Origin of the sequence: Fusobacterium necrogenes (assembly GCF_900450765.1) — a bacterium.
In the GTDB taxonomy this organism is placed as follows: Bacteria; Fusobacteriota; Fusobacteriia; order Fusobacteriales; family Fusobacteriaceae; genus Fusobacterium_A; species Fusobacterium_A necrogenes.
In genome coordinates this window covers 871539-884039 of record NZ_UGGU01000003.1, presented here as the reverse complement: position 1 = coordinate 884039, position 12501 = coordinate 871539, and the positions used below count along the sequence as shown (strand labels likewise).

Genomic DNA, 12501 nt, shown 5'->3' with positions numbered 1-12501 from the left:
ATGTAAAATATTGGAGGAATATATGAAAAGAAAAATTATTCTAATAATATTATCACTATTTTTATGTAGTTGCTCTTATTTTCAAGTGAGGAATGCTATAAAAGAAGCTGATAGTGGAAATTATGTAACTTCATTGAATGAACTACTGAGTATTTTAAAAGAAAATAATGAGGACAGAAGAGCTTTAGATGCCTTTGAAATAATATATCCCAATGCAGAGAAAAAATACTATGATGAGTTGGATATATCTCGTGGAAGAGATATCATTGGTTATACAAAGGCACTTCTTAATCTATTGAGAGTACAGGATATCTATTATAAATTACCAACAACAAGTAAAAACTCTATTGCAATTATCATACCACCTCAAGAGGAGAGATTAGATATAAAAAAAGAGTTAGCACAAAGTTTTTTTACAATAGGTAATGGAGTGAGAACGGAAACTTATGAGGAGAAATTAAGAGCTTATGGATTTTTTTCACAAGCTAAAATATATGACTTACAGCAGAGAAAAGATATAGATGATAAATATATAAGCAGTAGAAAACTTGCTTTAGGAAAATTTCTAATAAATTTTAAAGGGGAGAATAATAGTTTTAGAACTAGATTAAAAGAGAGCTTAAATTCTAATTTAGTAAAATATCCTCTCTTCTCCTCAGGAACTAATAAAAATTATAATCTAAAATTTGACATAAATGTTTCTAAGTTAAATTACTTTCCACCTAAGGTGGTAACCCATAGTGGAATAGATAGTTATATAGAAAGAGTAAAAAAAACAGTAATGGAGAGAGTAGTAGAAACTAAAATAGTAGATGGAAAAGCAGTGGAAGTGGAGAGATGGGTACCAGTAGAAAAAGAGGTAGAGGTAGAAGTATTTTATAGATATTTTAAACATATAAAAACTACTTCTATGGAGTATCAATTGAAATATAATCTAGCAGAAAAAAATGGAACTCCTATCTCGTCGGACAGTAAAAAGATTTTCTATGAAGATAGTGCTGTGTGGGTAGAGTACTATCCATTACACCCTTTTGCATATGGTAGACCATTTAGATTTCCTGTAAGTGAGTTTGAAAAGCCTGTAATGAGTAGAGAGGAACTAAGAGAAAAAGTACTTTCATTAGGAAATGAGGAATTAGATAGTGTATTAAAAAAATTAGATTTTAATAGAATAATAGATTGGTAAGGAGGAAGAAAAATGATAGCAAAAGACTTGGGAGAGAGAAAATTAGTAGATAAGGTATTTAGTGTGGCTAAAAAGGCTAAGGATGCTATGGCAGAATTAGGAGAGGAGAAAGTAGTTAATGCTACTATTGGTTCACTCTATGATGAAACTGGTAAATTGGTAGTATTAGATACAGCTATGAAGGTGTATAAAGAGTTACCACCAGAAGAGATAGCTGGATATGCTTCTGCTTTTACAGGAGCACCTGAGTATAAGGAGAGTGTAAAAATCTCTCTATTTGGTAGAGACTATAAAGAGTTTTTAAAAGGACACTATGTAGAGGTACTTGCTACTCCTGGAGGAACTGGAGCTATCAGTAATAGTATAAAAAATTATTTAGGTCATGGAGATACACTGTTACTTCCTAAATGGTTGTGGAGTCCATATATTTTAATGGCTAAGGAGAAAAATGGAGATTGTGATTTCTATACTCTATTTAATGAAGAGAATAGATTTGATTTAGTTGATTTTAAAGAAAGAGTAGAAAAATTAGCTAAGAAACAGGATAACGTGGTAATAATTATCAATGACCCTTGCCAAAATCCTACTGGGTATAGATTGACAATAGAGGAGTGGAAAGAGATTAGAAAAATTTTAATCTCTGCTTCTGAAGAGGCTAATATTATACTTATTCTTGATGTGGCTTATATTGATTTTGATGATAGAAGTTTTGAGGAGAGAAGAGAGTATTTAGAAACTTTTAAAAATCTTCCAGAAAAAGTACTTACAATATTTACATTTAGTTTATCAAAGGCTCTAACAAGTTATGGAATGAGAGTGGGAGCCCAAATTGCTCTATCAACATCAGAAAGTGTAGTAAAAGAGTTTTATGAAGCTAACTCTTTTTCATGCCGTTCTACTTGGTCCAATATCTCAAGAGGTGGAATGAAAATGTTTAGCGAGATTATTTTAGACGAAGAAAAAAGTTTTAGATTAGAAAAAGAGAGAGAGTTTTATAGAAATCTTATTAAAGAGAGAGCAGATATATTTATAAGTGAAGCTAAAGAGTGCGGACTAGATATATTGCCATATGTAAGTGGATTCTTCTTAACTATCCCAACTGGTAAATATACTCCAAAGGTAGAGGAGTTATTGGAGAAAAATCATATATATACAGTTATATTAGATGAGGGAATAAGGATAGCAGTATGTAGTATAACTAAAGAAAGAATAAAAGGGCTTGCTAAGAGAATAAAAGTTATATATGATGAAGTTATAAGTTTATCCGAGTAGTTATTCTAGAAAAATGACAAAAGACTGGATGTTTTTAATACTTCCAGTCTTAAAAATTGTTAATTAAAATATAAATATATAAAATATTTCAATTTTATTTTGAAATTATTTATTAAAATATTTTCCTTCAATATCTTCATAATTCTCTACTTCATGTTCAGCAGCTTGAACTTTTTTCGTATCATATTTAATTTGCTCAGCTATAATAGAAACGTATTTTTTTAAAACAGCTTGTTTTTCTAAAAGTAACTTTTTTTGTTCTTCATCAGTACCAGTTTTGAACTCTTCACTTGCGATGAAGTTATTTAGTCTTTCCAACCTAGTTACTTCAGTCTCATATTCCTCATTGATATATCTTAGATTTTTTACGATTCCCATAGTAATCCTCCTCATAAATAAAATAATAATTTTCCCTTTCTTAATTAAAGTATTTACCTTCTAGTACATTATACACCTTCTAAAAAAATTTGCAAGAAAAAATTATTTACTTAATAAAGCTCCTAACATTTTACCTCCTAGGATGTGAAAATGTAAGTGAAAAATCTCTTGTCCTCCAAATTTATTACAATTACTAATAATTCTATAGCCTTCTTCAGCAATTCCTAATTCTTTAGTTATGTGAGCAATAGAAAGATATATTTCCCATAGAAGGTCCTTATCTTCAGGTTTGATATCATTTATAGTGGGAATTTCTTTCTTAGGTACTACTAATATATGTATGGGAGCAGCTGGATTGATATCTTTAAAAGCTATTACTTTATCATTTTCATATACAATATCAGCTGGAATCTCTCTATTAATTATTTTTGTAAAAATACTTGCCATAAAATCATCTCCTTTAAATAGTTTCAATAGAATTTACTCTACTAGAATGCCTTCCACCTTCAAAATTAGTTGTAAGAAAAATATCAACCATTTCAAAGGCAAGAACATCTCCTATTATTCTAGCACCTAATGCTAGTACATTAGCATCATTGTGCTCTCTTGTAAGTCTTGCCATGGTTGTATTTGTACAAAGAGCTGCTCTTACACCAGGAATTTTATTAGCTGCAATAGAAATTCCAATACCTGTACCACATATTACTATTCCATAGTCTACATTTTTATTAGAGACAGCATATCCTACAGCATGTCCAAACCTTGGATAATCAACAGAAGAAGTTGAGTTAGTTCCTAAATCTAATATTTCATATCCCTTTTTAAATAAATGAACTTTTATTTTTTCTTTTAATTCAAATCCACCATGATCAGCACCTAAAGCTATTTTCATTTTACCTCCTGAATTCTTATAATTTTTATATAAAAAGACTGACTCAAGCCAGTCCCCTCATAATTATTCCTCACCTTCAAAACCATGAAAATGAACATGGCCATGTTCCAATTCTTTAACAGTAGCTTCTCTTATTCCTGTAACTTCAACTTCAAATCTAAGATTTTTCCCAGCAAAAGGATGATTACCATCAGCAATTACTATATCATCATTTATAGAGGTAATAACATATTGTTGTTCAGTTCCGTCATCCATATCAGCTATAAATTCCATACCTTCATATATATCATCGAACTCGATAAAATCAGATTTATTCATTTCTTCAATAAGTTCTTCATTATAATTTCCATATCCCTCTTCAGGAGAGATCATAATTGTAGTAGTAAATCCTTTTTCTTTTCCTTCTAAAATTTTTTCAACTTTAGGAACAAACTGGCCTTTTCCATGTATATAGAAAAAAGGGCCTACATCTTTTGTATTTTCTAAAAGTTCATCAGTATCATTATCATAGACTTTGAACTCAAGAGTTATCACATTATTTTTTATGACTTTCATAATTTCACCTCTTAAATTTATATATTGTATATATTAAAAGAATAACATAAATTTTTGTCTCTGTCTATAAAAAACCCATATTATATTTTACTTTTTTCATATTTTCCTTATTTGTTAAAAGGGAAAGTAATAAAAATGCTACTTCGATAGCGTTTTTAGGAGAAGAGCAGGTAATAATATTTTTATCTTTTACAATTTCTTCTCTAACTGCTATAGCTCCATATTTTTGAAGTTGATTGAAGTATCTATTGTTATCATGAAGATATGTTGTAGCTTTGAGATTTTTTAATATCCCTGCTTCTCCCAATGGAATGACTCCTGTACAAATACCTACAATAATCTTATTTTGTTTATTAAATTCTTTAATTATATTTTGAAATTCTATTTGTTTCATATCTTCAAAAAAACCTTTGAAGCCAAATCCACCCGGAATAATTAGAGCATCGTAATCATTGACAATAAAATTTTCATTTGTTAAGTTTATCTCTGGAATAATTTTGAGATTCCAAGTATTGGAAATTATGTGATGAAATCCTGCTGTTTTCAAAAAAGTGTTCTTTTTTCCGACTATGTTATTCCAACCAAAAATATCAGTAAATGGCGCAATCTCAAGTAATTCAGTACCTTCTGAAATTATTAATAAAATTTTTTTCATATTTTTCTCCTAAAAAAATAAAAATTATTGACTATTTTAATAAAAAGCTTTACAATACATCAGTATAAGAAAATTATACGATAATTAGATAAAAAAAACAATGTTCAAAGGAGGTAAGATGTCAAAGCTAGACCAAAATAAGACTCCACTATTCTCTATATTAAAGGATGTATATGTAGGAAGAGACATACTTCCATTTCATGTACCAGGACATAAAAGAGGGAAAGGTGTGGATAAAGAATTTTATGATTTTATGGGAAATGGTCCTTTTTCAATTGATGTTACTATATTTAAGATGGTAGATGGGTTACATCAACCGAAAAGTTGTATAAAGGAAGCACAGGAATTAGCGGCTGATGCATATGGTGTTAAAAAAAGTTTTTTTGCAGTAAATGGAACATCAGGAGCTATTCAAGCTATGATTATGTCTGTAGTGAAAGCTGGCGAAAAAATATTGGTACCAAGAAACGTACATAAATCAGTATCTGCTGGAATTATACTAAGTGGTTCAGAACCAATATATATGAATCCAGAAGTAGATGAAGAATTAGGGATAGCTCATGGTGTAAGACCTCAAACTGTTGAAAATATGTTGAAGCAACATCCTGATATTAAAGCTGTACTAATAATTAATCCAACTTATTATGGAATAGCTACAGATATAAAAAAGATAGCTGATATAGTTCATAGTTATGATATACCCTTGATAGTTGATGAAGCTCATGGGCCACATTTACATTTTCATGATGACTTACCTATTTCTGCTGTAGATGCTGGAGCGGATATATGTACGCAAAGTACACATAAAATAATTGGTGCTATGACTCAGATGTCATTACTTCATGTTAATTCTGATAGAGTAGATATAAATAGAGTAAAACAAATTTTAAGCTTATTACACACAACATCTCCATCATATCCTTTAATGGCATCATTAGATTGTGCTAGAAGGCAGATAGCAACAGAAGGAACTGAATTATTAGATAAAGCTATAAAACTTGCAAGGCGTTTTAGGACGGAAGTAAACAGAATTCCAGGAATATTTTGTTTTGGAGAAGAAATAGTAGGAAAAGAAGGAGTATTTGCTTTTGATCCGACCAAAATAACTGTTACAGCTAAAGAATTAGGTCTTACTGGTGCAGAATTAGAGAGTATATTGACAGAAAAATACAATATACAAATGGAATTATCTGATTTTTATAATGTTTTAGGATTGGTAACTATCGGAGACACAGATGAAAGTATTGATAAACTTATTAATGCTTTAAAAGATATAAGCGAAAAATATTATGCTAAAGGGAATAAATTAAAAAGAGAATTTTTAAAGATGCCTCCTATTCCAGAACAGGTATTAATACCAAGAGAAGCTTTTTATAGTGAAAAAAATAAGATATTATTCGCAGAAAGTGAAGGAAAAATTTGTGGTGAAATGATAATGGCATATCCCCCAGGAATTCCTGTAATAACACCTGGAGAAAGGATTTCTACTGAAATTATAGAGTATATTAATGATCTAAGAGATGCAGAGCTTCATGTCCAAGGAATGGAAGATCCGGAACTAGTAACCATTAATGTAATAGAAGAAGAAGATGCTGTATATTTATATACAGAAAAAATGAAAAGTAAGATGTTTGGTGTTCCAATGAATCTAGGAGCAAATAAAGCAGGAATTGAATTTGGTATAGATGTGCTATGTGAAAATTACCCTGATACCTTTGATGAAATAGAAGTTATAAATATTGAAAAGCAAAAAGAAAATTTTAACGAATGGAATTTAAAATATAAAAATACTATTTTAAATACTTGTGAAAAACTTGCTGTTTCTGTAAATGAAGCGGTTAGAGACGGATATAGACCAATAATAATTGGTGGAGATCACTCGATAGCTTTAGGAAGTATATCTGGAGTATCATTAGAAAAAGAGATTGGAGTAGTTTGGATAGATGCCCATGGGGATATGAATACTGATGAATCAACTATATCTGGGAACATTCATGGGATGCCACTTGCATTATTACAAGGTGCTGGAGATAGAGATTTGGTAAATTGTTTTTACGAAGGAGCTAAAATTGATAGTAAAAATGTAGTAATATTAGGTGCTAGAGATTTAGACTTTAAAGAAAGAGAAGTGATAGATCAATTAGGTGTCAAGGTAATTTATCATGATGAAGTATTACAAAAAGGCCTAGATAGAGTATTAGAAGAAATACAAGAGTATTTAAAAGTAGATAATTTACATATCAGTTTTGATGTAGATTCTGTAAATCCAGAATTGGCTCCAGGAGTTAGTACTCCAGTGAGAAATGGATTTACTACTGATGAAATATTTCAAACTTTCAAATTTTTATTTAAAAATTATTTTGTAACTTCGGTGGATATAGTTGAATTTAATCCAGTAAATGATAAAAATAACAAAACATTAGATTTTGTAAATGAATTAACAGAGTATGTAGTTAATCCAGATTATTAATTAAGTATTCAGAAGAGTTATTGTAGAGAGTATAATAACTCTTTTTTCTTAATTATTTTTCAAAAACTATCATATCTAAGAATCGGAAGTTGCTGAATTATAGAAGAAAAGAACTTAATATAATATGTAATATGAAAGGAGTGAAGAAGTAAAAAAGTGAGTTCTAAAATTTTAAATTATTTAAAAGAATATATAGTAATTACAATAGGATGTTTTTTTTACGGAGTTTCTATTAATTATTTTTTTATAACAAATCATTTAGCTGAGGGAGGTGTGGCTGGAATATGTCTAATTCTATATTACTTATTCAAATTACCAGTTGGAATAACATATTTTGTAATAAATATACCTCTTCTTATTATAGCGTGGAAATTATTAGGTAAGGATTTTTTATTTAAAACTCTTTATGGGACAGCTTGTTTATCATTTATAATAATTCTTACTGAGGGTTGGAAAGGACCAAATAGTGATATAATGCTAGGCTCAATATATGGTGGAGTTTTTATTGGAGTAGGTTTGGGTCTTATTTTTGTAGTGAATGGGTCAACTGGTGGAACTGATATAATAGCTCGTATATTGAATAAATATTTTAATATTTCACTAGGGGCTACAATGTTATTTTTAGATATTGTAATTTTAGGGATTGCGGCTATTTTTTTTGGAAAAGAGATAGTTATGTATACCTTAATAGCTATGATGATAGTCTCTAAAACAATAGATTATTTTCAAGATGGATATACAAAATCAAAGGGAATTACTATTATTTCAACAAAAACTGAAGAGATAAGAGTCAGAATAATGAATGAAACTGGGAGAGGAATAACCATTATAAAAGGTCAAGGGGGATTCACTAGAAATGAGATGGATTTACTTTTTTGTGTTGTGAGTAAATTTGAAGTAATTAAGGTTAAAACAATAGTAAAAGAAATAGATAACTTTGCTTTTTTAACAATATCAGATGTTTCAGAAGTTTTAGGAGAAGGATTTAAGTCACTATATCATTCTAAATAAAATATTTTAGACTAGGGAAATTTTCCCTAGTTTTTATATTATAATAAATTTATTTCAAATAATAAAAATTTTATTTATTATTTTCTTTATGTTCTAAAAAACATTTTAAACAAACACCTTTAAAGTGATTTCCTATAATTATCTCCCCACTATTTTTATTTTGACTTTTATCAACTAGAATATTCATAGTAGCTTTAGCATCTCCACATACTTCACATACAGTTGGGATTTCTACAATTTTAGTAACAAATGGAAGCATATAAGAAACAGTATCAAATAATTCACCCATAAAGTTTGACATAAGACCGTAACCAAAGACCAATGTTTTAGAATCTCTAATTATTTTAATTAAATCATTAACTTGTATTTTAGTTATAAATTGGATTTCGTCTATTAAGATAAGATTAGGTTTATTTTCGAGCCACCAAGTGTAAAGATTAAAATCATGGTTAAGAATGGTAGCGTCCATTCCTTCTTTTAATGCTCTACTTTTTATTTTTCCTCCATCTCTAGTATTTGTGGCTGGTTGAAATACGGCTACCTTTTTTCCAGCTATTAAATTTCTATGAGCAGTAAGGATTAGCTCCGCGCTTTTTCTGGCTCCTACTACTGAATAATAAAAGACAAATTTACCCATTGATTTCTCCTTATATAAAAATTCTATTTAGAATATTATAACATAAAATATAGAAAAATAGATATTATCTTAATAAAAATAAATAATGTACACTTATAAAACTATTGACTTATTCATTAAATAATGATATAAAGATATATAGATAGTGTTTGATTAAATTTAACGATTATAATGTACACTTATAAGGGGGAAGTATGAATATCACTAAACGGCAAAAAGATATTATAGAAATCGTGAAAGAAAGTCAGCCAATTACAGGAGAGGTTATAGCCAAAAGATTATCTCTTACTAGATCAGCCTTAAGAACAGATTTTTGTATTTTGACAGGAAAGGGGATACTTAAATCAAAACCAAAGGTTGGATATGTATATCAAGAAATACAAGAAAAAAAATATATATATGAGATAATGGGGCCTGTAGTTTCTGTTGAAAATAATATTTCAGTATATGACACTATTTTACAAATGTTTGCTAAAGATGTAGGAACTATATTTATAGTAGAAGGAGAAAATCTTGTAGGGATAGTTTCTAGAAAAGATTTATTAAAAATTGCAATAGGGAAAACAGATATAACTAAGGTCCCTATTAATGTGGTTATGACGAGAATGCCAAATATAGTATATTGTGAAGAAAATGATGATATAGTAGATGCAGTAAAAAAGATAATAGTACATCAGGTAGATTCCCTTCCTGTAGTAAGATTGAAAGAAGATAATGGAAAAAATATATATCAATTAGTAGGAAGATTTACAAAAACTAATATAACAAAATTATTTTTAGAAAATGTTGTTAAATAAAAGGAGGAAAAATGAAGAAAGTTTATTTATTTGCAGAAGGAAATAAGAACATGATAAATTTATTGGGAGGAAAAGGTGGAAATTTATCAGAGATGAAAAGTATAGGGTTACCTATTCCAGAAGGAATAATAATATCTACTGAAGCTTGTAAAGAATACTATAAAAATGAAAGAGTTTTAAGTACAGAATTAAAAAAAGAGATATTAGAACAAATAGATAAACTAGAGAAATTAACTGGAAAAAGTTTTGAGGGAGAACATCCATTATTAGTTTCAGTAAGGTCTGGAGCACCTGTATCTATGCCTGGAATGATGGATACAATATTAAATTTAGGAATGAATGATGAGACTGCTAAAAAGATGATAGAAATATTCAAAGATGAAGATTTTGTATATGATTTGTATTTTAGATTTATTCAAATGTTTTCCGAAATAGTAATGGGGGTAGAAAAAGAATTATTTTTTAAACTTAGAGAAAAATTAAAAGGAAGACTTTCTAATTTGGAATTAATAAATAAAGCCAAGATTATGTATTGGGAAGAAACTGGTGAATTTTTTCCAGAGAGTGCTAAAGAGCAACTATTTATGGCTATAAATTCTATATTTAAATCTTGGGAAAATGAAAGGGCAAAAGTATATAGAAGAATAAATAGAATAGATGATAGTATGGGAACTGCAGTTGTTATTCAAGAGATGGTATTTGGTAATTTAAATGAAAAATCTGGAACAGGAGTTGCTTTTACTAGAAATCCGTCTACTGGAGAAAAGAATATTTTTGGTGAATATTTGTTAAAAGCTCAAGGAGAAGATATAGTAGCGGGTATAAGAACTCCAGAAGCAATTGAAAGATTAAGAGAGGAATTACCAGATATATATGAAGAGTTTGTAAAAATAGCTTGCATATTGGAAAAGCATAATAAAGATATGCAAGATATAGAGTTTACTATCGAAGATGGAAAACTTTTCTTATTACAAACAAGAAATGGTAAGAGAAGTCCATATGCAGCTATAAAAATTGCTGTAGATATGGTAAAAGAGGGACTTTTAACTAAAGAGGAAGCAATAATGAAAGTAGATCCTGCTGTACTACCACAATTATTACATGGAAACTTTGAACCAGCTGCTTTAAAAAATGCTACACTATTAGGTAAAGGATTAGCTGGTTCTGCTGGAGTAGCTATTGGTAGAGTGGTATTTGCTTCTGAAAGAGTGCACACTAAAGAGATGACTATACTTGTAAGAGAGGAAACATCTCCAGAAGATATCAAAGGAATAAGTTTAGCTCAAGGAATAGTAACAGTAAAAGGTGGAGCAACTTCTCACGGAGCTGTTGTGGCAAGAGGTATGGGAAAATGTTGTGTAACAGGTTGTGGAGATATCAAGATAGATGATATAAGAAGAGAGATGACAATCAATGGTTATACAGTAAAAGAGGGAGAATTTATCTCAATAAGTGGATATACAGGAGAGATTTATCTTGGAAAAGTAGGACTTACAAAGCCACAATTTGATGATAACTTAAAAGAGTTTGTAAGTTGGTGTAAAGAGATAAAAAGATTAGGAATAAGAATGAATGCTGATACAGTAACAGATGCTCAATTAGGAAAAGGATTTGGAGCTGAGGGAATAGGACTTTGTAGAACTGAGCATATGTTTTTCCAAAAAGATAAAATTTGGACAATTAGAGGTATGATACTTAGCCATGATACTGATGAGGTAGCAAGAGCCTTAGAAAAGATGCACCAATTACAAAGAGAGGATTTCTATAACATATTTAAAGTAGTAGAAAATGATGTAGTCATAGTAAGACTTCTTGACCCACCTTTACATGAATTTTTACCAAAAGAGCAAAAGGATAAAGAGAAGATGGCTGAAATTCTAGGAGTATCTCTTGAAGAGATAGAGAGAAGAGTAAGAAATCTAAAAGATGAAAACCCTATGTTAGGACATAGAGGATGTAGGCTTGCTGTAACTCGTCCAGAATTATATAATGTACAAGCTAGAGCAATAATAGAAGCTGGAATACAATGTAAGAGAGAGGGATTAGATGTTAAACCTGAGATAATGATACCTTTAATAATAGGAGCAAAAGAGTTGTTATTTATTAAGAAAAATCTAATTACAGAGATAGAAAAGGTATTTGAAGAGCAAGGTATGAGAATAGATTATAAACTAGGAACTATGATGGAAACTCCAAGAGCTTGTTTACTTGCTGATGAGATAGGAGCAGAGGTGGATTTCTTCTCATTTGGAACTAATGACTTAACTCAAACTACTATGGGACTTTCAAGAGATGACTCAGTTAAATTTATGCCAGAGTATTATGAGAATGGAATATTAAAAGTTGAACCTTTTGCAACAATAGATGAAAGAGGAGTAGGAAAATTAGTAAAACTAGCTGTAGAACTTGGAAGAAAAAATCCACATATAGAGATGGGAGTATGTGGAGAGCATGGTGGAGACCCTAAGAGTATAGAGTTCTTTGAACAAGTAGGATTAGATTATGTAAGTTGTTCTCCATTTAGAGTTTTAGTAGCTATAGTTGCTGCAGCTCAAAGTCATATAAAATATAGAAGATAGAAAATAAAGAAAACTAAAGAATTGTGGAGTTTTGAAGCAATTCTTAGTTTTCTTTTTATAATAAAATAC

12 protein-coding genes are annotated in these 12501 nt (G+C 29.6%); 6 read left to right on the top strand and 6 right to left on the bottom strand.

What is annotated here, in order from left to right; translation table 11 throughout:
* Positions 1 to 22 precede the first annotated feature (22 nt).
* A complete protein-coding gene (locus DYA59_RS04460; protein ID WP_115269781.1) occupies positions 23 to 1186 on the top strand; it encodes a hypothetical protein in 1164 nt (387 codons plus the stop codon).
* Between the two features lie 12 nt (positions 1187 to 1198).
* On the top strand, positions 1199 to 2458 hold the full coding sequence (locus tag DYA59_RS04455) for a pyridoxal phosphate-dependent aminotransferase (RefSeq protein WP_115269779.1): 1260 nt from the start codon (positions 1199 to 1201) through the stop codon (positions 2456 to 2458).
* A gap of 105 nt (positions 2459 to 2563) precedes the next feature.
* Here the strand turns inward: DYA59_RS04455 and DYA59_RS04450 are convergent, their stop codons facing one another.
* The 5 genes from DYA59_RS04450 to DYA59_RS04430 form a co-directional block, all read right to left on the bottom strand.
* Positions 2564 to 2836, bottom strand: a complete 273-nt coding sequence (locus DYA59_RS04450; protein WP_115269777.1) for a hypothetical protein — start codon at positions 2834 to 2836, stop codon at positions 2564 to 2566.
* A 102-nt stretch (positions 2837 to 2938) separates the two neighbouring features.
* The gene (locus DYA59_RS04445; protein WP_115271482.1) at positions 2939 to 3283 is read right to left on the bottom strand and encodes a histidine triad nucleotide-binding protein; all 345 of its coding nucleotides are present in this window, start codon (positions 3281 to 3283) and stop codon (positions 2939 to 2941) included.
* Positions 3284 to 3296: 13 nt separating this feature from the next.
* Positions 3297 to 3728 (bottom strand): ribose 5-phosphate isomerase B, encoded by a 432-nt coding sequence (gene rpiB, locus DYA59_RS04440; protein WP_115269775.1) that lies wholly within the window; start codon positions 3726 to 3728, stop codon positions 3297 to 3299.
* 63 nt (positions 3729 to 3791) lie between these two features.
* Positions 3792 to 4283 (bottom strand): FKBP-type peptidyl-prolyl cis-trans isomerase, encoded by a 492-nt coding sequence (locus DYA59_RS04435; RefSeq protein WP_115269773.1) that lies wholly within the window; start codon positions 4281 to 4283, stop codon positions 3792 to 3794.
* Between the two features lie 64 nt (positions 4284 to 4347).
* On the bottom strand, positions 4348 to 4938 hold the full coding sequence (locus tag DYA59_RS04430) for a DJ-1/PfpI family protein (protein ID WP_115269771.1): 591 nt from the start codon (positions 4936 to 4938) through the stop codon (positions 4348 to 4350).
* 118 nt (positions 4939 to 5056) lie between these two features.
* On the opposite strand from DYA59_RS04430, the gene DYA59_RS04425 reads away from it, so the two are divergent.
* Positions 5057 to 7408 carry an aminotransferase class I/II-fold pyridoxal phosphate-dependent enzyme gene (locus tag DYA59_RS04425; protein ID WP_115269769.1) on the top strand — a complete coding sequence of 784 codons (2352 nt, stop codon included), beginning with the start codon at positions 5057 to 5059 and terminating at the stop codon, positions 7406 to 7408.
* Positions 7409 to 7564: 156 nt separating this feature from the next.
* Complete coding sequence (locus DYA59_RS04420) at positions 7565 to 8419, top strand: YitT family protein (protein WP_115269767.1); 855 nt, start codon at positions 7565 to 7567, stop codon at positions 8417 to 8419.
* Positions 8420 to 8489: 70 nt separating this feature from the next.
* On the opposite strand, the gene DYA59_RS04415 is transcribed toward DYA59_RS04420, so the two are convergent.
* Entirely contained in the window at positions 8490 to 9056 is a 567-nt protein-coding gene (locus DYA59_RS04415) for a thymidine kinase (RefSeq protein ID WP_115269765.1), read from the bottom strand.
* Between the two features lie 194 nt (positions 9057 to 9250).
* Between DYA59_RS04415 and DYA59_RS04410 the strand changes: the two genes are divergently transcribed.
* Both DYA59_RS04410 and ppdK read left to right on the top strand, forming a co-directional pair.
* A complete protein-coding gene (locus tag DYA59_RS04410; RefSeq protein ID WP_115269763.1) occupies positions 9251 to 9853 on the top strand; it encodes a helix-turn-helix transcriptional regulator in 603 nt (200 codons plus the stop codon).
* An 11-nt stretch (positions 9854 to 9864) separates the two neighbouring features.
* Positions 9865 to 12432 (top strand): pyruvate, phosphate dikinase, encoded by a 2568-nt coding sequence (gene ppdK, locus DYA59_RS04405; protein ID WP_115269761.1) that lies wholly within the window; start codon positions 9865 to 9867, stop codon positions 12430 to 12432.
* Positions 12433 to 12501 lie beyond the last annotated feature (69 nt).